We start from the raw sequence: 25073 nt of genomic DNA, 5'->3' as shown, positions 1-25073 counted from the left end.
TCCGGCGTGAGGAGGGTGCAGCCGGGCACCGCTTTGTGGAGGAAGTGAAAATGAAAAAGTTTATCCTGGGCACTGCGATGGCGCTCGTCATGTCGACGGCCGCTCACGCAGAAACGGTCGGCGTCTCGATGGCGAAATTCGACGACAATTTCCTGACCGTTCTGCGCAATGGCATGACCGATTATGCAAAGACACTGAGCGGCGTGACGCTGCAGGTCGAAGACGCACAGAACGACGTTTCCAAGCAGCAGAGCCAGATCCAGAATTTCATCGCCTCCAAGGTCGATGCGATCATCGTCAACCCTGTCGATACCGATGCGACCACGGCAATGTCGAAGCTCGCGGCCGATGCCGGCATTCCGCTGGTTTACGTCAACCGCCAGCCGGTTAACGTCGACACGCTGCCGGAGAAGCAGGCTTTCGTTGCATCCAACGAGCAGGAATCCGGCACGCTGGAAACCAAGGAAATCTGCCGCATTCTCGGCGGCAAGGGCAAGGCCGTCGTCATCATGGGCGAGCTTTCCAACCAGGCTGCGCGCATGAGGACCCAGGACGTTCACGACGTCATCAAGACGGATGAATGCAAGGGCCTGGAGATCGTCGAAGAGCAGACGGCCAACTGGGACCGCACCCAGGGCGCCGACCTGATGACCAACTGGCTCTCCAGCGGTATCGAATTCGACGCCGTGATCTCCAACAACGACGAAATGGCCATCGGCGCCCTCCAGGCGCTGAAGGCAGCCGGCAAGGATATGAGCAAGGTTGTCGTCGGCGGTGTCGACGCCACGCAGGACGCGCTTGCCGCCATGCAGGCCGGTGATCTCGACGTCACGGTGTTCCAGGATGCCGCCGGCCAAGGCAAGGGCTCTCTCGATGCAGCGCTCAAGCTCGCCAAGGGCGAAAAGATCGACAAGAAGGTCTACATTCCCTTCCAGCTCGTCACACCTGCCAACGTCAAGGACTTCGTCACCAAGAACTGAGACGAATGCCACAGAGGATGCGGGCTTTGCCCGCATCCTTTTCGCCTACCCGTATCTGGAGGAGATGATATGGCCGTCAGCCCGACAACCATGGCCGCCGTTCGTGCAAGCGGCGCCGTCCCGAATGCGGAATATCTCTTGAGCGCCGAGGGTGTCCGCAAGGAATTTCCTGGCGTCGTCGCACTTGACGACGTGCAGTTCCGGCTGAAGCGCGCCTCCGTGCATGCGTTGATGGGCGAAAACGGCGCCGGCAAATCGACGTTGATGAAGATCCTCGCCGGCATCTATACGCCCGACAAGGGCGATATTCGGCTGAAAGGGATCGAGATCCAGCTGAAATCTCCGCTCGACGCACTGGAAAACGGGATTGCCATGATCCATCAGGAACTCAACCTGATGCCGTTCATGACGGTCGCCGAAAATATCTGGATTCGGCGCGAACCGAAGAACCGCTTCGGCTTCATCGATCACGGCGTGATGCACCGCATGACCGAGGAATTGTTTACTCGGCTCAATATATCAATCGATCCCGATATCGAGGTCCGGTTCCTGTCGGTCGCCAACCGGCAGATGGTCGAGATCGCCAAAGCGGTTTCCTACAATTCCGACGTGCTGATCATGGACGAGCCGACTTCGGCGCTGACGGAGCGCGAGGTCGAGCATCTTTTCCGTATTATCCGCGATCTCAGGGCCCAGGGCATCGGCATCGTCTACATCACCCATAAGATGAACGAGCTTTTCGAGATCGCCGACGAGTTCTCCGTCTTCCGCGACGGCCGATATATCGGCACGCATGCCTCGACCGACGTCACCCGCGACGACATCATTCGCATGATGGTCGGGCGCGAGATCACCCAGATGTTTCCCAAGGAAGAGGTGCCGATCGGCGAGGTCGTGCTCTCCGTCAAGGATCTGTGTCTCAAGGGCGTCTTCACCAACGTCTCGTTCGAAGTGAGAGCCGGCGAAATCCTCGGCGTCGCCGGCCTCGTTGGATCCGGCCGGTCGAATGTCGCCGAAACGCTGTTCGGGGTGACACCGGCAAGCTCCGGCTCGATCGAGCTCTACGGCAAGCCGACGGCCATTTCTTCGCCGACCGAGGCCATCCGCAATCGGATGGCTTTCCTGACCGAAGACCGGAAAGATACCGGCTGCCTGCTGATCCTCGATATTCTCGAGAACATGCAGATCGCCGTTCTGCAGGACAAATACGTCAAGGGCGGCTTCGTGCAGCAGGGCGCAGTCGAGGCAACCTGCGAAGACATGGCAAAAAAGCTGCGCGTGAAAACGCCCAATCTTTACGAGCGGGTAGAAAATCTTTCGGGCGGCAATCAGCAGAAGGTGCTGATCGGGCGCTGGCTGCTCACCGATCCGCGCATCCTCATTCTCGACGAGCCGACCCGCGGCATCGATGTCGGCGCCAAGGCGGAAATCCACCGGCTGGTCACGGAGATGGCGCGAAATGGCGTGGCGGTGGTGATGATCTCGTCCGAGATGCCCGAAGTTCTCGGGATGAGCGACCGCATCATGGTCATGCACGAGGGACGCGTGACCGGTTTCCTCAATCGCGACGAAGCAACGCAGATCAAGGTGATGGAACTGGCTGCGCAGTGATGCGCTGCCGGCGATTTCCCAAGGGAGGTTTGACATGACTACCAAGGCAGCAGAGGGTGCGGCTCCGCTCGCAACCCGGCAAAGGCGGCGGCGCATACCGACGGAGCTCAGCATTTTCCTCGTGCTCGTCGGCATCGCGCTCATCTACGAAGTGCTCGGCTGGATGTTCATCGGCCAAAGCTTCCTGATGAATTCGCAGCGTCTGACGATCATGATCCTGCAAGTCTCCGTCATCGGCATCATCGCCGTCGGCGTCACGCAGGTCATCATCACCGGCGGCATCGACCTTTCGTCGGGTTCGGTCGTCGGCATGACGGCGATGATCGCAACAAGCTTCGCCCAGTCCTCGACCTGGGGACGAGCCGTTTTTCCCTCGCTGACCGACCTGCCGGCTTTCGTGCCGATCATCGTTGGTCTGCTGATCGGGGCGACCGCAGGTCTCGCGAACGGCGCGCTCATCGCCTACACGAAGATCCCGCCGTTCATTGCAACGCTTGGCATGTTCGTTTCGGCCAGAGGTGTGGCGAAGTGGTATACGAAGGGGCAGCCGGTTTCTGGGATCACCGAACAGTTTCATTTCATCGGAACGAAAGCCTGGCCGGTTGTGGTCTTCCTGGTCGTTGCGCTGATCTTTCATATTGCGCTGCGCTATACGCGTTATGGAAAATTCACCTATGCCATCGGCGCGAACCCGCAGGCTGCGCGTGTTTCCGGCATCAACATCGAGGCGCATCTCGTCAAGGTCTATGTGATTGCCGGATTGCTTGCCGGCCTTGCCGGTATCGTCACGGCGGCACGCGCGGAAACCGCACAGGCCAGCATGGGCGTCGGCTATGAACTCGACGCGATCGCCGCGACCGTCATCGGCGGCACCTCGCTCACCGGCGGCGTCGGGCGCATCACCGGCACCGTCATCGGCACCATCATTCTCGGCGTCATGACCTCCGGCTTCACGTTTCTCAGGATCGACGCCTATTACCAGGAGATCGTCAAGGGTCTCATCATCATCGCGGCTGTTGTCATCGACGTTTACAGACAGAAGAAACGCCGCAAACACTGATCTCTGGCATGCGATGGTTTTCTTGCGGGGGCTTCGGCCCCCGTTTCGTTTTCAGCGCCGACGAATTTCTAAAAAAGAAGTGGCGAATTCCGTCAGCTTTTCTATTCTGCCGCTTCATTCGCCCTCCAATCGATTCCGATTTAAGGAATTAGGCAGTAGGGCAGCGCAGGAAGACAGATGCAATTCGTATTTGACGGTCACAACGACGTTCTCCTTCGACTCTGGACACATTCAAAAGACGGCAGTGACCCGATCGCGGAGTTCGTAGACGGCACGACGGTCGGCCATATCGATGCGCGTCGGGCCAGAGAGGGCGGTCTTTCGGGCGGTCTTTGCGCCATCTACATTCCCTCGGGCGATCTCGTCTTCGCCGATCCGGATGCCAGCGGTCGCTATATCACGCCGATGGCGGCCCCTCTTGATCCGCTGCCTTCCCTTGCCATCGCCAATGAAATGGCGGCGATCGCGCTGCGCCTCGATCAGGCCGGCGCCTGGCGGCTTTGCCGGACGGTGAAGGATATCCGCAGCGCCATGGCGGACGACATTTTCGCCGCCGTCATGCATATGGAAGGCTGCGAGGCGATCGGCGCCGATCTTTCGGCGCTCGAGGTATTCTACGCGGCGGGGCTGCGGTCGCTCGGGCCTGTCTGGAGCCGGCACAATGTCTTCGGTCACGGGGTGCCCTTCGCCTTCCCAATGTCGCCGGACACGGCGCCGGGCCTTACCGCTGCCGGCTTCGCGCTGGTCAGGGAATGCAATCGCCTCGGCGTCCTGATCGACCTCGCTCATATCACCGAGAACGGTTTCTGGGACGTGGCGAAGACGACGGACCAGCCGCTGGTCGCCAGCCATTCCAATGCCCACGCCCTGACGCCGGTCGCGCGCAACCTGACGGACAGGCAGCTCGATGCGATCCGCGAAAGCCGCGGGCTCGTCGGTATCAATTATGCGACCGCCATGCTGCGTGCCGACGGCCGCTCGGACAGCGATACGCCGCTTGCCGACATGATCCGCCATATCGACTATCTCGTGAACCGCATCGGCATCGACTGCGTGGCGCTCGGATCGGACTTCGACGGGGCCACCATTCCTGAAGAAATCGGTGATGCCGCGGGCAATCAGAAGCTGATTGCCGCTCTCAGAGAGGTTGGTTATGCTGACGCCGACCTGGCAAAACTTGCCCGTGAAAACTGGCTTCGCATTCTGGCCCAAGCTTGGCTGGAGGACCACGCCTAAGCCTTTCGTATCAAAACAAAAAACAAGGGAACAGACCATGATGATGACCAAACTCAGCCGCAATTTTCGCATGCTTTCTGGAGGGGCCGCTCTTTCGCTCCTGATGATGGCTGCACCCTCGGCCTTCGCCGAGACGCCGAAGGATACGCTGGTCGAAGGATTTGCCATCGACGATATCATCACGATGGATCCGGGCGAGGCTTTCGAGCTTTCGACGGCTGAAATCACCACCAACAGCTACAGCCTGCTTGTTCGTCTCGACATGGACGATACGTCGAAGGTGAAGGGCGATCTGGCCGAGAGCTGGAGCGTTTCCGATGATGGTCTCACCTATACGTTCAAGCTGAAATCAGGCCTGAAATTCGCCTCCGGCAACCCGATCACCGCCGAAGACGTTGCCTGGTCGTTCGAGCGCGCCGTCAAGCTCGACAAGAGCCCGGCCTTCATCCTCACCCAGTTCGGCCTGACCGGCGACAACGTCACGGAAAAAGCCAAGGCGGCCGATGCCGGCACTTTCGTCTTCACGGTCGACAAGGCCTATGCGCCGAGCTTCGTGCTCAACTGCCTGACAGCAACTGTCGCTTCCGTCGTCGACAAGAAGCTGGTGCTGGAGCATGTGAAGGCGGTGACGCCGGATGCCGAGCACAAATACGACAACGACTTCGGCAATGAATGGCTGAAGACCGGCTATGCCGGCTCCGGCGCCTATAAGATGCGCGAATGGCGCGCCAACGAAGTCGTCGTGCTGGAGCGCAACGACAATTTTTATGGCGACAAGGCAAAGCTCAACCGCGTCATCTACCGCTACATGAAGGAAAGTTCGGCCCAGCGGCTGGCGCTCGAAGCCGGCGATATCGATATCGCCCGCAACCTCGAGCCGGGTGACCTCGATGCCATTTCGAAGAATGCCGATCTGGCGACAACGAGTGCGCCGAAGAGCACGATCTATTATGTCAGTCTGAACAACAAGAACGAGAACCTGAAGAAGCCGGAAGTCCAGGAAGCCTTCAAATACCTGGTCGACTACGATGCGATCGGCGCAACGCTGATCAAGGGGATCGGCGAGATCCACCAGACCTTCCTGCCGAAGGGCCAGCTCGGCGCGCTCGACGAGAATCCCTACAAGCTCGATGTCGCCAAGGCCAAGGAACTGCTTGCCAAGGCCGGCGTACCCGATGGTTTCTCGATCACCATGGATGTGCGCAACACGCAGCCGGTGACGGGTATTGCCGAATCCATGCAGCAGACGTTGGCCCAGGCCGGCGTCAAGATGGACATCATCCCCGGCGACGGCAAGCAGACGCTGACCAAATATCGCGCCCGCACCCACGACATGTATATCGGCCAGTGGGGTTCGGACTATTTCGACCCGAATTCGAATGCCGATACCTTTACCAGTAATCCCGACAATTCCGATGCCGGCACGGTGAAGACGCTCGCATGGCGCAACACCTGGGAAGCGCCGGAGCTCGACAAGGAAGCGAAGGCAGCACTTCTCGAACGCGACGCCGCCAAGCGCGCCGCCATGTACCAGGATATCCAGAAGAAGTACCTGTCAAACAGCCCCTTCGTCTTCATCTTCCAGCAGATCGAGGTGGCCGGCTACCGCAAGAACCTGAAGGGCTTCAAACTGGGTCCGAGTTTCGACACCAATTTCGTCGGTCCGATCGCCAAGGAATAGTCCGGCAGGATTGGTCGCTTGAGCACCGTCGAAACAATGCAGGAGGCGCGGCCCCGAAAGGGCCGTGCTAGCGCCTTCGCAAAGGCGTTAGGGCGGTTTCTGTTTGCCGCCGTCACCACCTATCTCGGCCTGCTGGCCGTCACCTTCTTCATCGGCCGCGTCGTGCCGATCGATCCCGTGCTCGCCATCCTCGGCGATCGCGCGCCCCATCATGTCGTCGAGCGCGTTCGCCAGGAAATGGGCTTCAACCTGCCGCTCTATCAGCAGTTCTTCATCTATATCAAAGGCATCCTCTCCGGCGATTTCGGCAATTCGGTACTGACGACCAATCCCGTGATGGTCGATATTCGCCGCGCTCTGCCGGCGACGGTCGAGCTGGCAACGCTTGGAACGATCATCGGCGCCGTCGTCGGCGTGCCGCTTGGCGTTCTCGCCGCGGTGCGCCGCGGCAGTATCGTTGACCAGGTCGTGCGCGTCATCGGCCTTGTCGGTTATTCGGTACCGATCTTCTGGTTGGCGCTGATTTCGCTCGTCATCTTTTATGCGCAACTGCGCTGGGTGGCCTTTCCAGGCCGGATCGATATCGTCTTCGAATACACGTTCACGCCGATCACCGGCTTGTACCTCTTCGACAGCGCCTGGCAGGGGCAGTGGGATGTCTTCTACGACGTGTTCCGCCACATTATCTTGCCTGCATCCCTGCTCGGCTATTTCTCGCTCGCCTATATCAGCCGGATGACGCGCAGCTTCATGCTGAACGAGCTTTCCCAGGAATATATCGTCGCCGTGCGCGCCAAGGGGCTTTCGGAAACACGGGTGATCTGGGGCCATGCGCTGCGCAATGCCGCCGTGCCGCTCGTTACCGTGATTGCGCTTTCCTATGCCGGCCTGCTCGAAGGATCGGTGCTGACCGAGACGGTCTTTTCCTGGCCGGGCATCGGGCTCTACATCACCAATTCGCTGCAGAACGCCGACATGAACGCCGTTCTTGGCGGCACGATCGTCATCGGTACGATCTTCATCGGTATCAACCTTCTGTCCGATCTTCTCTACCGGACGCTCGACCCGAGGACGCGAAACCGATGACGGCCAATGCCAGCCCATCTCCTGCGATGAGCCGCCGCGAATGGCTGCTTTCCGACCGGCCGCAATCGCGCCTGCAGGCCCGCCTCGGTCGTGCCTATGTCACATGGCGGCAGTTCACGGCCAACAGGCTCGCCGTCGTCGGCCTGCTGATCATCGTGGCGCTGCTTTTCATCGCCGCCTTTGCCGATGTGCTCGCCACGCATAATCCGGTGGTCGGCGATCTGCGCAATGCCCGCCTGCTGCCGCCCGGCACGGGGGAATTCTGGCTCGGTTCGGATGACCAGGGCCGTGATATCTATTCGCGGCTGATCTACGGATCGCGATTGACGCTGCTCGTCGTCGCGCTCGTCGCCATCATCTCGGCGCCGATCGGGCTGATCGTCGGCACGGTCTCCGGTTATGCCGGAGGCTGGGTGGATGCGACGCTGATGCGGATTACCGATATCTTCCTCGCCTTCCCGAAGCTGGTGCTGGCGCTCGCCTTCGTCGCGGCGCTCGGGCCCGGCATCCAGAACGCGATCATCGCGATTGCGATCACGTCCTGGCCGCCCTATGCCCGTATCGCGCGCGCCGAGACGCTGACGGTCCGGCGTTCCGACTATATTTCGGCGGTGAAGCTGATGGGAGCCTCGCCGCTTCGCATTGTCGTGCGCCATGTGATGCCGCTCTGTATTTCCTCGCTGATCGTGCGTGTGACGCTCGACATGGCGGGCATCATCCTGACGGCGGCCGGTCTCGGTTTCCTCGGTCTGGGGGCGCAGCCACCGCTGCCGGAATGGGGTGCGATGATTGCCTCGGGACGGCGTTTCATCCTCGATCAATGGTGGGTCGCGGCGATGCCCGGCATCGCCATCCTCATCGTCAGCCTCGGCTTCAATCTCCTCGGCGACGGCCTGCGCGACGCGCTCGATCCCAAGGAGAGCGGCCAATGACAACACTTCTGACGGTGGACAAGCTCAAGGTCAGCTACCCCACGCGCACCGGCCTGATCGAGGCCGTGCGCGGCGTCTCCTTTACGCTCGGCAAGGAAAGACTCGGCATCGTCGGTGAATCCGGTTCCGGCAAGTCGCAGACCGGCCGGGCAATCATGGGCCTGACGCCGAAACACGGCGTCGTCACGGCCGACAGGCTTGATTTCAACGGCATCGATCTGATCAATGCGTCTGCCGGCGAAAGGCGCAGGCTGCGCGGCAAGCGCATCGCCATGATCCTGCAGGATCCGAAATATTCGCTCGATCCCGTCATGTCGATCGGACGGCAGATCTGCGAAACGCTGCGCACGCATGAGAAGGTCGGCAAGGCGGAGGCGCGCGAGCGCGCGCTCGCCATGCTGGAAGCGGTGCAGATCCGCGACCCGAAACGTGTCTTCGACCTGCATCCGCACGAGGTTTCGGGCGGCATGGGGCAGCGTGCGATGATCGCCATGATGCTGATTGCCGGGCCTGAGCTGCTGATTGCCGACGAGCCGACCTCGGCGCTCGACGTGACGGTGCAGCTCGACGTGCTGAGGATCATGGACAAGCTCGTGTCCGAGCGCGGCATGGGGCTGATCTTCGTCTCCCACGATCTGAGGCTGGTTTCCTCCTTCTGCGACCGCGTCATCGTCATGTATGCCGGTAAGATCGTCGAGGAGCTGGCGGCCGCCGATCTCAAACATGCGCGGCATCCCTATACGCAGGGGCTGCTGAACTGCATGCCCGAGATCGGCGCGAACCGCCACCCGCTGCCGGTGCTCGACCGAAAACCGGAGTGGGCGGCATGAGCGCAGCTCTCGAGATCGACGATCTGAGTGTCGTTTACGATCATTTTCATGCATTGAAGGATGTCAGCATCGCCGTCGAACGCGGCGAATCCTTTGGTCTTGTCGGCGAATCCGGCTCGGGAAAATCGACCTTGTTGCGGGCCGTTGCCGGACTTGCGCCGGTGAGCAGCGGCGCGATCAACATCGACGGTGAAGCGTTGAAAGGTTCGAAGCGAAGCAAAGTCTTCTACCGGCGCGTGCAAATGGTCTTCCAGGATCCTTATGGTTCGCTGCATCCGCGCCAGACGATCGACCGGCTTCTGCTCGAACCGCTTGCAATCCACGGCATCGCCGACGGCGAGAAGCGCATCGCCCGAGCGCTCGACGAGGTCGGCCTCGGCAATGGTTTCCGCTTCCGCTACCCGCACCAGCTCTCCGGCGGCCAGCGCCAGCGCGTGGCGATCGCCCGGGCGCTGATCGTCGAACCGTCGATCCTGCTGCTCGACGAGCCGACATCGGCGCTCGACGCCTCGGTGCAGGCCGAGGTGCTGAACCTGCTGGAAGAGATCCGACGCGACCGCAAGCTCACCTTCGTGATGGTGAGCCATGATCTCGGTGTCGTCACCCATATGTGCGAACGGCTCGCGGTAATGCGCAACGGCGCCGTCGTCGAGCGGCTAAGCTCGCAAGAGCTGGCTGGAGGCGCTGTTCATGAGGACTATACGAGAAATTTGATGATCGCGAGCAAGGGTTTCGTCAAGGCTGAAAGCCAACCTTTTCAAACCTTTGAAAAGAAATGATTGGCGGCGGTGTTAAGGATAATGTTTTCTTAAAAGACGACCATTCAACTAGACTATTGACAGCTGCCTCGCTTCTGTCATGATCCCGTTAACGACTGTTAGCTTTCGTGATCGGTGGAGGTTGATGCATGTTCTTTCTCGGTGGGATGACCATGGGTTACCTCGATCCTCCTGTGAGAGCCGATCGCCGGGAACAGATTTCGGCATCCATTCCTGCGGAAAAGGACCGTCGGCTGATCGAGAGTTCCTCCAACCCGTCGCAGAACGAGAACGCCGTCGAGCGCTCATTGATCTGGGCATGGCGCACGCTCTGCTAAAAGGGCTGGTTGAATTTTCTCTTCCGCTCCCTCTGGACGGAAATTTATCTCTACCTACTTGATAGAGAAAATACGAATATAAGCGCGAGCCGCACAACCGGCCGCACGAGAACAACGGAGGCGACATATGGCAGATCTGGGTATTTCGCATGCTCACGTGAACCAGTATGGTTCCGTGCCGACCAAGAAGCCGCTCACCAAGCGCCACAGGCTTCAGACGGTGCTCCATGGCGCGATCTTCACCGCGGCGTTCCTGTTCGTGGTCGCCATGGTTTGCGGCGTCGTCGGGTAATCCGGCGGATGAAGCGTCGGCAGATGCCGGCGCTGCGGCGGTTTCCGCCTCTATTGAATTCCGGACCATTCAATTTGTCTCGGCATTCTCCTGGCACTCAAATGTCAAAAGGAGAGTGATCACGAGAGGCATTTTGTTATGGTTGATCGGCATTCCGATCCCCCATCATCATTCTTCTCTATTTTTTTACGCCATCTGAAGCGTCCCACGAAGGCCTTGATCTTGAGCGCAAACGGCGTGGGCCGGCCGCCCAGACTGACGCCAGCATGGTGAGGCAATCATGCGTCTTTCGTTTTTCTGGAATCGAACAGCTCTTGCATTGCCGGAACCAGGCATTTTCGTCATTTCCCACCGCCCAGACAAGCTCGCCGGGCGGCGGGGAATGCCTGCCGACTTGAATTTTCCCAAGGATGTCCAAATTTTCGACATGGCTTTCGCGGAGAGGTTATCGATGGTCTCGATCACCCGTCGGGCCGTGTCCTGACCAGGGCTTAACCCGTTTGCATCGCTTGCCAGGTGTCGTTCACCCCGGCTTCATCGATCTTTGAAGAATAGGGCTCCGTTCATGTAGCAGTCATGATAAGCAGTGCAAAAGGCCGAGCAAAACAGCCATAACTTCGTTTGGATCCAGAACCGAACCCATGTCTATTTCAAATCTTTCTCCGAGCCTTTCGCGCGAACCCGAGACGAAGCAGATCGATCATAACGATTCGATCCGCTCGACCTATCTTTCCATCGAGGACATCAAGGCGATGGGCGATGCGGTCGCCCGCAACGGCGTCGACAAGCTGCCGGCTTTCGCCCCCTTCGATTTCTTTGCGCGTCATAAGGAAAACCAGAAGGAAATCCTGCGCGTCTACAGGACCACGGCGACCGATGTCGAGGCCGGCGATACCATCACGCCGGCGGCAGAATGGCTGCTGGATAATCACTATATCGTCGAAGAGGCGATCCAGGAGGTGCGGCGCGACTTCCCCCGCCGCTTCTATCGCGAATTGCCGACCATGGTCGTCGGCGGCGTCGAAGTACCGCGCACCCTTGTGCTTGCCTGGCTCTATGTCGCCCATACCCACAGCACGATCTCGCAGGAAAGTCTGACGGCACTGGTCGACGGCTTCCAGGCCAGCGAGACGCTCAGGATCGGCGAACTCTGGGCGTTGCCCTCCCTCGTGCGCTACGTGCTCGTGGAAAACCTTCGCCGTATTTCGAGCCGCGTCGAAGCCAGCCGCCGCCTGCGCCGCCGCGCCAACGAGGCGGCCGACGAATTGGTGCGCCTGACCGACCCAGCCGCGGCGGCCGCCTATCTGAAGACGTTGGAACCGCTTGCCGAGGACAATACCTTCTCGACGCAGTTCCTCTATCGCTTGCGCGACGGCTCGCAGACGTCGAGCCTGGCGATCACCTGGCTCGACGAGCGGCTGGAAGAGCTCGGCCGCAACACCGAAGAGGCGACGACGGCCGAACACAGCCGGCTCTCTTCCGGCAACGTGACGATGGGCAACATCATCCGCAGCCTTCGCGAGATCGATGATGCCGAGTGGTCGGTCTGGGTCGAGCAGGTCAGCCATGTCGACAAGCTCCTCTGGGAGCATTCGGATTATGGTATCCTCGATTCCGGCTCGCGTAACAAATACCGCAAACAGATCGAGAAGCTGGCCAAGCGCTCGCCGCTGTCGGAAATGGAAATCGCCCAGCTGGCGCTCGACATGACCGATGCCGCCAAGGCCTCCGGCGAGCCGCAGCCGCATGAACCGAATGTCGGTGGCTTCCTGTCGGGCGCGCAGCGGCCGAAACTCGAGGCGCGGGCGAACTATCGGCCGACGGCCATCCAATATTTCGTGCGTGCGGTGCGCCGGTTCAACTGGCTGGCGATTGCCGTGCCCGTCATGCTGCTGACGGTCATCGCCATGGCGATCGTCGGCAAGTTCATGGCGAATGCCGGCATGGGTGCGTTCGAAATCGCCCTGCTGCTGATCATGTTCTCAGTGCCGGCATCGGAGGGGGCGACAGGTCTCTTCAACACCGTGCTGTCCTTCTTCGTGACGCCGGCGCGCCTCGTCGGCTACGAGTTCAAGGAAGGCATTCCGGAGGATGCGCGCACGCTGCTCGTCGTGCCCTGCCTGATCTCGAACCGCGACAGCGTCGACGACCACGTGCGCAATCTCGAGGTTCATTATCTCGCCAATCCGCGTGGCGAGATCTATTTCGCGATGCTCAGCGATTGGCCGGATAGCGAGGCCGAGGAAACGCCCGCCGATCTCGAGGTTCTCGATTATGCCAGGCGCGAGATCGCCAATCTCTCCGCCCGCTATGCCTATGATGGCAAGACGCGTTTCTACCTGTTGCATCGCCGTCGCCTCTATAATCCCTCGGAAGGCGTCTGGATGGGCTGGGAGCGCAAGCGCGGCAAGCTGCACGAGCTGAACATGCTTCTGCGCGGCGACCGCGACACGACGTATCTGCCGGGCGCCAATACCGTGCCGGCCAAGGTGCAATATGTCATGACGCTCGATGCCGATACGCGCCTGATGCGCGATGCCGTCACCAAGCTCGTCGGCAAGCTCTATCATCCGATCAACCGCCCGGTCATCAACCCGAAAACCGGCCGCGTCGAAAGCGGCTATGGCGTACTGCAGCCGCGGGTCACGCCGTCGCTGACGACGGGCAAGGACGCGTCGGTCTTCCAGCGCGTCTTTTCGATCAACCGCGGCCTCGATCCTTATGTCTTCACCGTTTCCGACGTCTATCAGGATCTCGCCGGCGAAGGCACATTCACCGGCAAGGGCCTTTATCATGTCGATGCCTTCGAAGCGTCGCTGAAGGGACGGATCGACGAGAACTCCGTGCTCAGCCACGATCTTCTCGAAGGCTCAATGGCGCGTTGCGCGCTCGTCACCGATCTCGAACTGGTCGAGGATTTCCCGATCCGCTACGAGGTGGAAACCTCGCGCCAGCATCGCTGGGCGCGGGGCGACTGGCAGCTTCTCCCCTACATGTTCAATCCGAAATACGGCGTCACGGCACTCGGCCGCTGGAAGATGTTCGACAATCTGCGCCGTTCGCTGACGCCGATCGCCTGGTTCTTCGCCTCCGTGCTCGGCTGGTATTTCATGGGTCCGCTCGGCGCGCTCATCTGGCAGATTCTGCTGATCTTCTGCCTCTTCGTTGCGCCGACGCTGTCGCTCATCAACGGCATCATCCCGCGCACCAGCGATATCATCGCCCGCGCCCATCTCTATACGGTCTGGTCCGATATCACGGCCGCCAATGCGCAGGTTGCGTTGCGTATCGTCTTCATCGCCGATTCGGCTTGCATGATGGCGGATGCAATCGGCCGTTCACTCTATCGCCTCTTCGTCAGCCGCAAGCTGATGCTGCAGTGGCGGACCGCCGCCAGCGTTCAGGCCGGCGGCCAGGGCACGTTGATTTCCTACTACAAGGCGATGTGGCATGCGCCGGCGTTGGCGCTGCTGGCGCTCGGTTTTGCAGCCCTTCCCGGCAACAGCGCCTTCCTCGTCGGCATTCCCTTCGCGCTGCTGTGGATGTTTTCGCCGGTGGTGGCCTGGTATGTCAGCCAGTCGGCAGAGACCGAGGATCGGCTCGAAGTTGCCGATTCGGTGTCGAGCGAACTGCGCAAGATCGCCCGGCGCACCTGGCGCTATTTCGAAACCTTCACGACGGCCGAGCAGAATTATCTGCCGCCGGACAATATCCAGGAAACGCCGCATGTGATCGTTGCGGCGCGCACCTCGCCGACCAATATCGGTGTCTATCTGCTTTCCGTCGTTTCCGGCCGGCATTTCGGCTGGTTCTCCTTCGAGGAGACGCTCGAGCGGCTGGAGCAGACGATCGCGACGATCGACAAAATGGAGAAATTCCGCGGCCATTTGTTCAATTGGTACCACACCGATACGCTGCAGACGCTTGGGCCCCGTTATGTCTCGGCCGTCGACAGCGGCAATCTCGCCGGTCATCTAATCGCGATTTCGTCGGCCTGTCGCAACTGGGCGGAGGCGCCGTCCGCCCATATGCAGGGCAATCTCGACGGCGTCGGCGACACGGCCGGCATTCTCGGCGAAGTGCTGGCGGACCTGCCCGATGACCGCAAGACCGTGCGCCCGCTGCGCCGGCGCCTGGAGGAGCGCATCGTCGGCTTCCAGAACGCGCTTGCCGCCGTCAAGCGCGAGCACGAATTCGCCTCGATCCGCATCATCAACCTCGCCGTTCTCGCGCGCGACATCGAGAAACTCGCCGCCAATCTCGACCATGAGGTCAAGTCGAAGCAGAGCGAAGAGGTCACCCTGTGGGCGGCATCGCTGGTGAAGGTCTGCGAGGCGCATATTTCCGACAGCACCTTCGATCTTTCCAAAGTCGATGCGCTGAGGCCGCGCCTGGTGGCGCTGCGCGACAAGGCCCGCGATCTTGCCTTCTCGATGGATTTCGGCTTCCTGTTCCGGCCGGAGCGGCGCCTGCTGTCGATCGGCTACCGCGTCGAAAGCGGCGAACTCGACCAGGCCTGCTACGACCTTCTCGCCTCGGAATGCCGCCTGACCAGCCTCTTCGGCATCGCCAAGGGTGATCTGCCGACGGAACACTGGTATCGCCTCGGCCGCCAGGTCGTACCTGTGGGGTCGCGCGGTGCGCTGGTCTCCTGGTCCGGCTCGATGTTCGAGTATCTGATGCCGCCGCTCGTCATGCAGGAGCGCGGCGGGGGTATTCTCAACCAGACCAACAATCTGGTCGTGATCGAACAGATGAATTATGCCCGCAAGCTCGGCATTCCCTGGGGCATTTCGGAAGCGGCCTTCAATGCCCGCGACCACAACCTCAATTATCAGTACACGAATTTCGGCGTGCCGACGCTCGGCCTGAAGCGCGGCCTCGGCCACAATGCCGTCATCGCGCCTTATGCATCGTTGCTTGCCAGCCAGTACGACCCGCCGGCCGCGCTCGAAAACCTGCAGAGGCTGCGCAAGGTCGGGGCGCTCGGCAAGTTCGGTTTCCACGACGCCGTCGACTTCACGCCGACGCGCGTGCCGGAAGGCAAGAAATGCGCGGTGGTCTACAATTATTATGCCCACCATCACGGCATGTCGATCGCGGCGGTGGCCAACGTCGCCTTCAACGGTCATCTGCGCGAGCTCTTCCACTCCGATCCCGTCATCGAGGCAGCGGAGCTGCTGCTGCAGGAAAAGGCGCCGCGCGACATTCCCGTCATGAGCGGCAAGCATGAATCCGACACGCCGGCCAGCATCCAGGACGATCTCCTGCGGCCGGAGCTCAGGAAAATCAGCGATCCGGCATCGCGCGACCGCGAGCTCGTGTTCCTGTCGAACGGTCATTATTCGCTGATGCTGACGGCGACGGGTGCCGGTTATTCCCGCTGGAACGGCCTTTCCGTTTCCCGCTGGAAAGCCGATCCGACCGAAGACCGCTGGGGCAGCTTCATCTTCCTGCGCGATACCGCCACCAACGAATGGTGGTCGACGACATCTGAGCCGAAGGGTGTCGAAGGCGAAAAAATCAAGGTCGAATTTGCCGACGAGAAGGCGCAGTTCACCAAGACGGTCGGTGACCTCACAAGCGAGGTGGAATGCATCATCGCGACCGAGCATGATGCCGAGGCCCGACGCGTCACCCTGCTGAACATGGGCACGGAGGACCGGTTCATCGAGGTCACCTCCTATCTCGAACCGGTGATCACTTCCGACGACACCGACAATGCGCATCCGGCGTTCGCCCGCATGTTCGTCAAGACCGAGATCGGCAAGCGCGGCGACGTCATCCGCGCCGAACGCAACAAGCGCGACCCGAACGAGCCGAACATCAGCATCGCACATCTGATCGTCGACAATGCCGGCGACACCCGCCATACCGAATTCGAGACTGACCGGCGTAAGTTCATCGGCCGTGGCCGCAGCCTTGCCGATGCGGCCGCCTTCGATCCGGGTGCCACGCTTTCCGGCAGCGATGGTTTCGTGCTCGATCCGGTGATGTCGCTGCGTCGCACCGTCCGCGTGCCGGCCGGCAAGAAAGTCAGCGTGATCTTCTGGACGATTGCGGCGCCGAGCCGCGACGAAGTCGACAAGGCGGTCAATCGCTACCGTCATCCCGATGCCTTCACCCACGAGCTCGTTCAGGCCTGGACACGCACGCAGGTGCAGATGCGCCATGTCGGCGTCACCTCGCAGCAGGCGGCGGCCTTCCAGCATCTCGGACGCTATCTCGTCTATCCCGATATGCAACTGCGCAAGGACGAGGCGACCGTCGAGGCCGGCTTGCAGTCGCAATCGGCGCTGTGGCCGCTGGCAATCTCCGGCGACTTCCCGATCTTCACGCTGCGCATCAACGACGACATGGATCTCGAGATCGCCCGCGAGGCGCTGCTGGCGCAGGAATATCTGCGGTCGCGCGGCGTCACCGCCGATCTCGTCATCATGAACGAACGCGCCTCCTCCTATGCGCAGGACATGCAGCATGCACTCGACGCCATGTGCGAGAACGTCCGTCGCATCGGCCAGGCCGACGGATTGCGCCAGCATATCTTTGCGGTTCGCAAGGACCTGATGGAGGAGAGCACCTATCACGCGCTGATCGCGGCTTCGCGTGTCACGCTGCATACCAAGAACGGCAAGGTGGTCGACCAGATCAACCGCGCCGTGGCGCTGTTTGCACCCTCCAAGGAGGAACTGCAGGAGATCGAACGGGCCGAGCGCAACAAGCCCCCCGTCAAGCGTGTTGCCCCAGTGCCAGCGCCTGTCGTGCCCGCCGTCGTCATCGAGGAGGAAGGCGATCTCGACTTCTGGAACGGCATCGGCGGCTTTGCCCGAGATGGGCGTGAGTATGTCGTTCGCCTGCCCGGAGGTCATGCGACGCCGCAGCCCTGGATCAATGTCATTTCCAACGACAGCTTCGGCTTCCACGTGTCGGCCGAGGGCGCCGGATTCACCTGGAGCGTCAATTCGCGCGACTATCAACTGACCTCCTGGTCGAACGATGCCGTGGTCAACCGTTCGGGCGAGGCGTTCTATCTCACCGATCTGGACAGCGGCGCCGTCATGACGCCGTTCGCAGCGCTTTCCCGCCGGCCTGACATCCGTTTCGAAGCCCGCCACGGGCTCGGCTATTCCGTCTTTGCCAGCGTTCAGCACGAGATCGCACTCGAGCTGGCGCAGACGGTCGATCGCGAAAAGCCGGTGAAACTGCAGCGCCTGCGCCTGCGCAATACCGGTTCGGCCAGCCGCAGGCTGCGTCTCTACGGCTATGTCGAATGGATCCTCGGCAGCAATCCGGCGCGCACGGTGCCCTTCATCCTGTCGCAGCATGACGAGGAGACGGGGGCGCTGTTTGCCACCAATCCCTACAGCATCGATTTTTCCAACCGCACCGCCTTCTTCGCGGCGAGCGAGACGCTTTCGAGCTTCTCGGCAAGCCGGCGCGAATTCATCGGCAAGGCGGGAACGATCCAGGCGCCGCAGTCCGTCATCTCGGCCGCCGCGCTTTCCGGCGCGACCGAGCTCGATGGTGATCCGGCCGCGGCGCTTGCGATCGACATCGAACTTGGCGCCGGCGAGGAGCGCGACTTCACCTTCTTCCTCGGCGATACGCCGACGGAAGAAGAAGCGCGCACTGTCATCGCCGATATTCGCAAGGCTTCGTTCGACGATGCCGTCGAGGCGAACCGCTCCTTCTGGCGGGATTTCACCGGCAGGCTGCAGATATCGACGCCAGATCGCGGGATGAACAATCTCGTCAATACCTGGCTGCCTTATCAGAGTCTCGGCTGCCGCATCATGGCCCGCACCGCCTTCTACCAGGCAAGCGGCGCCTTCGGCTTCCGCGATCAGCTGCAGGACACGCTGGCCTTCGTGCTGCACGAACCCTCGCTTGCCCGCCGGCAGATCCTGAATGCCGCTTCGCGCCAGTTCCGCGAAGGCGACGTGCAACATTGGTGGCTGCCGGGAACGGGTGCGGGCGTGCGCACGCTGATTTCGGACGACGTCGTCTGGCTCGCTTACGCGATCCATCACTATTGCAACGTCACCGGCGACAAAAACGTCCTCGACGAGGAGATCGCCTTCCTGGAAGGGCCGGCACTGCTCGAAGGCCAGCACGACTCGTTCTACAAGCCGGAGATTTCCGAGGACAAGGCAAGCGTCTACGAACACGCGGCGTTGGCGCTCGATCTCGCCATCGCTCGCAAGGGGGCTAACGGCCTGCCGCTATTTCTTGGCGGCGACTGGAACGATGGCATGAACCGCGTCGGCATCGGCGGCCGCGGCACCAGCGTTTGGCTCGGCTGGTTCCTGGCGGGGGCATTGCGCTCCTTCGTTCCCTATGCCGAGCAGCGCGGCGACACGGCCCGTGCAGAGCGCTGGTCGGCGCATCTCACCGAACTGAAGAAGGCGCTGGAAACTGCGGCCTGGGATGGCGGCTACTATCGCCGCGGCACGTTCGACGACGGTGCGCTGCTCGGCTCCAGGGAAAGCCCCGAATGCCGGATCGATTCGATCGCGCAGTCCTGGAGCGTGCTGTCCGGCGAGGGCGATCCGGCCCGCGCCGTCACGGCGATGGATGCGGTGCTCGATCAGCTGGTCGACGAGGATGCCCGCATCATCCGGCTGTTCACGCCGCCTTTCGTCAATTCCGCCAGGGATCCCGGCTATATCAAGGCCTATCCGCCGGGTGTGCGCGAAAACGGCGGGCAATATACCCATGCAGCGACCTGGGTCGTGATGGCGCTGGCGGAGCTGAAGCGGGGCGACGATGCCTTCCGCTGCTTCCAGATCCTCAACCCGATCACCCACGCGCTCGACAAGGCTTCAGCGGAGCAATACCGCGTCGAACCCTATGTCGTGGCGGCCGACGTCTACGGAAACGAGCCTTATACGTCGCGCGGCGGCTGGACCTGGTATACCGGGTCAGCCGGCTGGCTCTACCGCGCCGCCGTCGAGGGCATCCTCGGTATCCGGCTGAAAGACGGCCGGCTCTACGTGCGCCCGTCGCTCCCTTCGGAATGGGACGGTTTTGCGGCAGAGGTGGAGCAAGGCGGCGGCAAATACCGCATTTCGGTCTCAAAAGCGTCCAATGACAGCGGCTACACTCTGTCGATAAACGGCTGCGAAGTCACCGATCCCGAAGAGGGATATCCGCTCGGATAACAGCGTTCTCCACGCTGAAAAACACGGCGATTCGCGACGGCCAAAAGGGAACCCTTTTGGCCGTCGTCGCGTTTGCAAATCGGATAATAAGGAGAGACCCATGGCAAGCACGCCGACCGAAGCCATCGTCACGGGGCGCAGTTCCCTATCCGCAGCTGCGCCGGTGCGTGACACAAGGCTCGACGTCTTGCGCGGCGTGGCGCTGATCATGATCTTCATCAATCATGTTCCCGGACAGATCTTCGAATATGCGACGACGAAGAATTTCGGCTTCTCCGATGCCGCCGAAGCCTTCGTGCTGATTTCGGGCATTGCCGTCGGCCTTGCCTATGGGGGCCGCTTCCAGCCGGGCAACCGGCTCACGGTGGCGATCAAGGCGGCAAAGCGCGCCTTCACGCTCTATCTCGCCCACATGATCACCACCTTCATGACGCTGGCGCTCTTCATCTGCGGTGCCTGGCTGTTCCATCGGCCGGGGTTGCTGGTCGAAATCAATATTCTGGCGGTTCTGATGAACCTGAAGGAAGGCATTCCGGCGCTGCTCCTGCTCGGCCACCAGATCGGCTACAACAATATCCTGCCGATGTACGGGGCGCTGATGCTGATTGTGCCGATCATCCTGCTCTTGAATGCGCGCAGCCCATGGCTGGCGCTCGGCGTCTCGGGCACGGTCTGGCTGCTTGCGGGCATCTACGAGGTGGCGCCGCACAACATGCTGATCGAGGGCTACTGGTTCCTCAATCCGCTCTCCTGGCAGTTCTTGTTTTCGATCGGCATCGTCTCGATGCTGCATATCAAGCGCGGCGGCTCGATCCCGCAGCATCCGTTGCTGCTGGCGACCGCTGCCGGTTACGTCATCTCGTCCTTCATCTGGGTGACCGGCCATCTCTGGATTTTCGGCAACTCGCTGGCAGCCCTTGGCCTGCCGCCCGTCATCACCGGTTTCGACAAGACCTTCCTGTCGCTGCCGCGGCTGCTACATGTGCTGGCGCTGACTTATCTCGTTATCAGCATCCCGGCACTCTCGCGTATCCTGCGCCGTCCTGCGGACCATCCGCTGACGATCCTCGGCCGCCACTCGCTGAACATTTTCGTTGCCGGCACGATCCTCGCCATGATCGGCCAGGTGGTGCTCTACATCACCAACAAGGACCAACTGGTCGGCCCGCTCTTCGTAATCGCTGGAGTCGCGACACAATTCGCCTATGCCTATTATCTCGAGCGCAAGCGCCAGCAGGGAAAGGTCAAGGGGAAACTTGTCGCCGATACCATCCCCGTTCCCGTCCGCATCGGCGGGACGGCAAATGCCTATCGCCGGAACGATCGGAAATAGGGCCCGGATTTGCCCGACATGGAGGAGCCGGCGACCGATGGCCGCCGGCTCAATTGTGAATGAGGATGTTCACCAGCTTGCCGAAGGGATCGCGGACATAAAAGCGCCTGACGCCCCAAGGCTCGTCGGCCGGGCCGTACTCGATCGGAAAACCGGCAGCCGACATCGCTTCGAAAGCCGTATCGAGATCATCAACCTCGATCGAAAGATCAGGAACCGGCGTCCCGGAGCCGCCTTCGCTGGCGATGCTCAGCTGGACGTTCATCGGCCTTGCGGCACCGAAGGTCGCGATCCAGCCGTGATCCATGATGACGTCAAGACCGAGGATATCCTGATAGAAGCGCCGGGCCGGCGTGATATCCGATGCCTATTGGCGACGATGCGCAGGACCTTCATGGGTTTTCTCCCGATGCTTGGTGAAAGGGCGGAAGGTAGGAACATGGGCACGGTGGTCAATTGGGGTTTGGCTTGAAATGGCGACGTGACGGCGTGTGGCACCCCCCTCTGCCCTGCCGGGCATCTCCCCCACAGGTGGGGAGATTGGCCAGTGGTTGGCCCTCAATCTCTCTCTACTACGGTGCGGAACATCAGTTGGTCAGTGGTTGGGGAAACCATCGCGCCCAGCCGATCTCCCTCCTTGTGGGGGAGATGCCCGGCAGGGCAGAGGGGGGTGGCCACACGGCACACTGCCAATGCATATCGTCCACAGCGGTATTGGGAGAAAGCAAAGTCTTAAGGCGTGGCATCTTAAATGCAGTTCGATGCAGCCGCCTAACCCAGGCAAACAAAAAAGGCCGGAAGGAGCTACCTTCCGGCCTTTATCTTGAAACCCGAACGATCAGGCAGCTTCGGTGGTGTGGGCCTTGCGGACCTCTTCATCCGTCAGGATGCCGCTGGCGCGCAGCAGGGCGGCGAAGCGGCCATTGCTGTGGCTGAGCTCGTCGAAGCTGCCCTGTTCGACGACACGGCCGTCATCCAGGAAGAGCACCATATCGGCTTCGCGGACCGTCGACAGGCGGTGGGCGATGATGAAGGTGGTGCGATTCTCACGCAGATTGTCGATCGCGGCCTTGACGCGGGCCTCGGTCTCGACGTCGAGCGCCGAGGTCGCCTCGTCGAGCACCAGGATCGGTGCGTCCTTGAGGATGGCGCGGGCAATCGCGATGCGCTGGCGCTCGCCGCCGGAGAGCTTGTTGCCTCGTTCACCGACATGCGTATCGTAGCGATCCTCGCGGGTTTCGATGAAGTCGGCAGCGGCGGCGGCTTCGGCTGCACGGCGCATTTCCTCTTCACTGGCGCCTTCGCGGCCAAGGCGGATATTGTCGCTGATCGAACGGTTCAACAGGCCCGCATCCTGGAAGACGGTAGCGATGTGGCGACGCAGCGACTTGCGGGTCACCTTGGTGATATCGGTGCCGTCGACGAGGATCTTGCCGCCCTGGGCATCGTAGACACGCTGCAGCAGGTTAACGAGCGTCGTCTTGCCGGCGCCGGTCGGGCCGACGATCGCGACCGTCTGGCCTGCCTTCACCGAGAAAGAAACATTGTGCAGGCCCTGTGAGCTGTTGCCGAAGCCGAAGGAGACGTCGCGGAATTCGATCGCGCCCTTGACGTCCTTGATCTCGCCGTTGCCGGCTGGCTCTTCACGTTCACGCACCGAGTCTTCAAGCGTATAGAAGTCCTCGAGCTTGGAGCGGGCCTCGAAAATCTGCGTCGCGAACTGGCGCATCAAGTCGAGACGGCCGATCAACAGGTTGGCAAAGCCGATGAAGGCGATGACGTCGCCAACACGCAGCTGGCCGGCCTGGACGAGCATGGTGCCGATGATCAGGACCACCATCATCGCGATGGTCGACGCCATGCGGTTCAGTGCGCTGGCGATCGCCCACCAGTCGAGCACCGGATACTGAGCTTCGAGCAGACGGTCGGCGAAGGATTTCAGCGCTCGGGTTTCGGCTTCGATGCGGTTGTAGCTGTGCAGGACCGAAACGTTGCTGATCGAGTCGCTGACATGCGAGAAGACGGTGTGATAATGGTTCTCGACCGAAGCCTGGCCGTCCTTGGTGCGGCTCATGACGACGCGGCCGATCAGCCAGTAGGCAATGGCGAGCACCATAAGCACGGCGGAAAGGCGCAGGTCCATCGACATCGCTGTCGGCACCAGAAGGGCAAGCGCGATGACCGTCGACAGGTGGTTGCGCATGAATTCCAGCCAGAGGCCGAACAGCGTTTCGCAGGCGCGCAGCAATGTATGCAGCGCGTTGGAGGTACCGCGCTGATGGTGCCAGCCAAGCGGCATGGAAATGATGCGGCCGAAGGCTTCCGTCAACAGCGTCGCCCGCCGGCCATGGGCCAGCCGGTCGGCCTCGCGGGCCACCAGGACGAAGGCAATGGTGTTGAAGACGGCGAAAGTCGCCCACATGAAGAGGATGGGCTTGACCTCGCCCTTGCCCGAAATCGCATCGATAATGCGACCGAACAGGATCGGCTCCGCGATGGTAATCGTCGCAAGAACAATGTTTGCGACAACGACCAGGGATACGCGCAGCTTGTAGACGCCAAGATAGCGCAGAGCCCTTGCATAGACCTTAAATAGCGTCACGTCGAACCTCTTGTGCATCTGCGAAAACGGGATGATGCGATGCTACAAAAGGCTACCTGAACGGGCGATTAACGGAGTATTCGGGGTTCAGTCGATGTGATGACTGACACGATGGTACTGTCGCAGGACGCGACGGGATGGCCGTGGCGTCGAAATTGCCATCCGGCTATATCTCGCAGCAATTTGCACTTGCATTTTATTCAATATTTAGCACAGCATTAAATTACAGACTGCATTTATTGAAGACCGTTTCGCGACCAGTTTGACCAGCCGCCGACGGCCTCAGGCGGGCATCAGGTCCGGGCAAGGGGCATTTTTGTGAATATTAATTTGTTAATTCAATTGCTTGTAATTCTGGAAGAATGCTCAAATCCTGAAGCTGTCGTCACCGAACTGGAGCAGATCCTCCACGGTTGCGGCTTCGAATATTACGGTCTGCTGCGCCATGCGCCGCGGAACCCGGTGCAGCAGAACCCAGAGCCCTGGGCTGCGGCGCTTGCCGGCCGCTGGCCGGAACAATGGCCGCAAATATACACTGCGAAAAAATATGCTCTGATTGATCCGATGGTGCGCTATCTCGCTCATGCGCAGCGGCCTTACCGCTGGCGGGAGGCAATGGCGGCCTTCCACAAGGATGCGCATCAGCGCCGCATGGAGCAGATGATGGTCGATGCCTTCGGGCATGGAATGGAGGATGGCTACATCTTTCCGATCCACGGACGTAACGGCATTCTCGCCAGCCTCAGTCTCGCCGGCAAGCCGATCGAGTTGTCGCCGGTGGAGATCGCACTGTTGGAGGCGGTGGCGCGCAAAGCCTTCTGGCGGCTGCTCGATCTGAAAGGCGAGGCGCCGGCGCTGGAAACCGTGTTGCCGGCCGATACGCCGCTGACGCGGCGCGAGATGGAAATCCTGCATTATCTCGCCGAAGGCATGACGTCGATGGAGATCAGCAAGGTGCTGAAGATCTCAAACCACACGGTCGACTGGTATATGAACGGCCTGCAGAACAAGCTGAAGGCGAAAAACAGGCAGCAGGCGGTGGCGATTGCCTTCCGTCATGGACTGATAAGTTAGAGCAATTCCGCCTCTCATCGAAGCGGAATTGCTCTGGTTTTTATTTTGATGCAACTCCGGACGGAAAACCGCTTCGCACTTTTTCTGGAGTTGCTCCAG

General features: G+C 60.9%; 16 protein-coding genes and 1 pseudogene. 15 read left to right on the top strand and 2 right to left on the bottom strand.

Going from position 1 to position 25073, the window contains the following annotated elements; translation table 11 throughout:
- Nucleotides 1–50 precede the first annotated feature (50 nt).
- The 14 genes from N1937_RS21605 to N1937_RS21540 all read left to right on the top strand — a co-directional run bounded on the left by N1937_RS21605 (nucleotide 51) and on the right by N1937_RS21540 (nucleotide 21298).
- A complete protein-coding gene (locus N1937_RS21605) occupies nucleotides 51–980 on the top strand; it encodes a sugar ABC transporter substrate-binding protein (RefSeq protein ID WP_130662489.1) in 930 nt (309 codons plus the stop codon).
- Nucleotides 981–1049: 69 nt separating this feature from the next.
- Nucleotides 1050–2591, top strand: a complete 1542-nt coding sequence (locus N1937_RS21600; RefSeq protein WP_170258194.1) for a sugar ABC transporter ATP-binding protein — start codon at nucleotides 1050–1052, stop codon at nucleotides 2589–2591.
- A 34-nt stretch (nucleotides 2592–2625) separates the two neighbouring features.
- Complete coding sequence (locus N1937_RS21595) at nucleotides 2626–3651, top strand: ABC transporter permease (RefSeq protein WP_162115016.1); 1026 nt, start codon at nucleotides 2626–2628, stop codon at nucleotides 3649–3651.
- Between the two features lie 177 nt (nucleotides 3652–3828).
- The gene (locus tag N1937_RS21590; protein WP_170258195.1) at nucleotides 3829–4887 is read left to right on the top strand and encodes a dipeptidase; all 1059 of its coding nucleotides are present in this window, start codon (nucleotides 3829–3831) and stop codon (nucleotides 4885–4887) included.
- A 37-nt stretch (nucleotides 4888–4924) separates the two neighbouring features.
- Nucleotides 4925–6568, top strand: a complete 1644-nt coding sequence (locus N1937_RS21585; protein WP_170258196.1) for an ABC transporter substrate-binding protein — start codon at nucleotides 4925–4927, stop codon at nucleotides 6566–6568.
- Nucleotides 6569–6586: 18 nt separating this feature from the next.
- Nucleotides 6587–7654, top strand: a complete 1068-nt coding sequence (locus N1937_RS21580; RefSeq protein ID WP_017966083.1) for an ABC transporter permease — start codon at nucleotides 6587–6589, stop codon at nucleotides 7652–7654.
- Nucleotides 7651–8586, top strand: a complete 936-nt coding sequence (locus N1937_RS21575) for an ABC transporter permease (RefSeq protein WP_170258197.1) — start codon at nucleotides 7651–7653, stop codon at nucleotides 8584–8586. The genes N1937_RS21580 and N1937_RS21575 overlap by 4 nt, the downstream gene beginning before the upstream one ends.
- A complete protein-coding gene (locus N1937_RS21570) occupies nucleotides 8583–9416 on the top strand; it encodes an ABC transporter ATP-binding protein (RefSeq protein WP_162115020.1) in 834 nt (277 codons plus the stop codon). The genes N1937_RS21575 and N1937_RS21570 overlap by 4 nt, the downstream gene beginning before the upstream one ends.
- A complete protein-coding gene (locus N1937_RS21565) occupies nucleotides 9413–10195 on the top strand; it encodes an ABC transporter ATP-binding protein (protein WP_170258198.1) in 783 nt (260 codons plus the stop codon). The genes N1937_RS21570 and N1937_RS21565 overlap by 4 nt, the downstream gene beginning before the upstream one ends.
- 128 nt (nucleotides 10196–10323) lie before the next feature.
- Nucleotides 10324–10512 carry a hypothetical protein gene (locus tag N1937_RS21560; protein ID WP_162115022.1) on the top strand — a complete coding sequence of 63 codons (189 nt, stop codon included), beginning with the start codon at nucleotides 10324–10326 and terminating at the stop codon, nucleotides 10510–10512.
- A gap of 127 nt (nucleotides 10513–10639) precedes the next feature.
- A complete protein-coding gene (locus N1937_RS21555; RefSeq protein ID WP_017966088.1) occupies nucleotides 10640–10804 on the top strand; it encodes a hypothetical protein in 165 nt (54 codons plus the stop codon).
- Nucleotides 10805–11084: 280 nt separating this feature from the next.
- Nucleotides 11085–11288: a hypothetical protein gene (locus tag N1937_RS21550; RefSeq protein WP_162114920.1), complete on the top strand. Its 204-nt coding sequence runs from the start codon at nucleotides 11085–11087 to the stop codon at nucleotides 11286–11288.
- A 157-nt stretch (nucleotides 11289–11445) separates the two neighbouring features.
- On the top strand, nucleotides 11446–19965 hold the full coding sequence (locus tag N1937_RS21545; protein ID WP_170258199.1) for a GH36-type glycosyl hydrolase domain-containing protein: 8520 nt from the start codon (nucleotides 11446–11448) through the stop codon (nucleotides 19963–19965).
- Nucleotides 19966–20065: 100 nt separating this feature from the next.
- The gene (locus N1937_RS21540) at nucleotides 20066–21298 is read left to right on the top strand and encodes an OpgC family protein (RefSeq protein WP_260056932.1); all 1233 of its coding nucleotides are present in this window, start codon (nucleotides 20066–20068) and stop codon (nucleotides 21296–21298) included.
- A 49-nt stretch (nucleotides 21299–21347) separates the two neighbouring features.
- Here the strand turns inward: N1937_RS21540 and N1937_RS21535 are convergent.
- A pseudogene (locus tag N1937_RS21535) lies at nucleotides 21348–21694 on the bottom strand (VOC family protein).
- A gap of 442 nt (nucleotides 21695–22136) precedes the next feature.
- Nucleotides 22137–23900 (bottom strand): glucan ABC transporter ATP-binding protein/ permease, encoded by a 1764-nt coding sequence (locus N1937_RS21530; protein ID WP_026154346.1) that lies wholly within the window; start codon nucleotides 23898–23900, stop codon nucleotides 22137–22139.
- Nucleotides 23901–24218: 318 nt separating this feature from the next.
- Between N1937_RS21530 and N1937_RS21525 the strand changes: the two genes are divergently transcribed.
- A complete protein-coding gene (locus tag N1937_RS21525; RefSeq protein ID WP_170258200.1) occupies nucleotides 24219–24974 on the top strand; it encodes a LuxR family transcriptional regulator in 756 nt (251 codons plus the stop codon).
- The last annotated feature ends 99 nt before the right edge of the window (nucleotides 24975–25073 follow it).

Source organism: Rhizobium sp. WSM4643 (genome assembly GCF_025152745.1).
In the GTDB taxonomy this organism is placed as follows: domain Bacteria; phylum Pseudomonadota; class Alphaproteobacteria; order Rhizobiales; family Rhizobiaceae; genus Rhizobium; species Rhizobium leguminosarum_I.
The sequence above is the reverse complement of the archived record's forward strand: the minus strand, read 5'-3'. Positions and strand labels throughout refer to the sequence as shown.

Excerpts from the sequence above, each read along its gene's own strand:
- N1937_RS21605 (WP_130662489.1), top strand. The coding sequence starts at position 51 with ATGAAAAAGTTTATCCTGGGCACTGCGATGGCGCTCGTCATGTCGACG.
- N1937_RS21600 (WP_170258194.1), top strand. The coding sequence starts at position 1,050 with ATGGCCGTCAGCCCGACAACCATGGCCGCCGTTCGTGCAAGCGGCGCC.
- N1937_RS21595 (WP_162115016.1), top strand. The coding sequence starts at position 2,626 with ATGACTACCAAGGCAGCAGAGGGTGCGGCTCCGCTCGCAACCCGGCAA.
- N1937_RS21590 (WP_170258195.1), top strand. The coding sequence starts at position 3,829 with ATGCAATTCGTATTTGACGGTCACAACGACGTTCTCCTTCGACTCTGG.
- N1937_RS21585 (WP_170258196.1), top strand. The coding sequence starts at position 4,925 with ATGATGATGACCAAACTCAGCCGCAATTTTCGCATGCTTTCTGGAGGG.
- N1937_RS21575 (WP_170258197.1), top strand. The coding sequence starts at position 7,651 with ATGACGGCCAATGCCAGCCCATCTCCTGCGATGAGCCGCCGCGAATGG.
- N1937_RS21570 (WP_162115020.1), top strand. The coding sequence starts at position 8,583 with ATGACAACACTTCTGACGGTGGACAAGCTCAAGGTCAGCTACCCCACG.
- N1937_RS21565 (WP_170258198.1), top strand. The coding sequence starts at position 9,413 with ATGAGCGCAGCTCTCGAGATCGACGATCTGAGTGTCGTTTACGATCAT.
- N1937_RS21560 (WP_162115022.1), top strand. The coding sequence starts at position 10,324 with ATGTTCTTTCTCGGTGGGATGACCATGGGTTACCTCGATCCTCCTGTG.
- N1937_RS21555 (WP_017966088.1), top strand. The coding sequence starts at position 10,640 with ATGGCAGATCTGGGTATTTCGCATGCTCACGTGAACCAGTATGGTTCC.
- N1937_RS21550 (WP_162114920.1), top strand. The coding sequence starts at position 11,085 with ATGCGTCTTTCGTTTTTCTGGAATCGAACAGCTCTTGCATTGCCGGAA.
- N1937_RS21545 (WP_170258199.1), top strand. The coding sequence starts at position 11,446 with ATGTCTATTTCAAATCTTTCTCCGAGCCTTTCGCGCGAACCCGAGACG.
- N1937_RS21540 (WP_260056932.1), top strand. The coding sequence starts at position 20,066 with ATGGCAAGCACGCCGACCGAAGCCATCGTCACGGGGCGCAGTTCCCTA.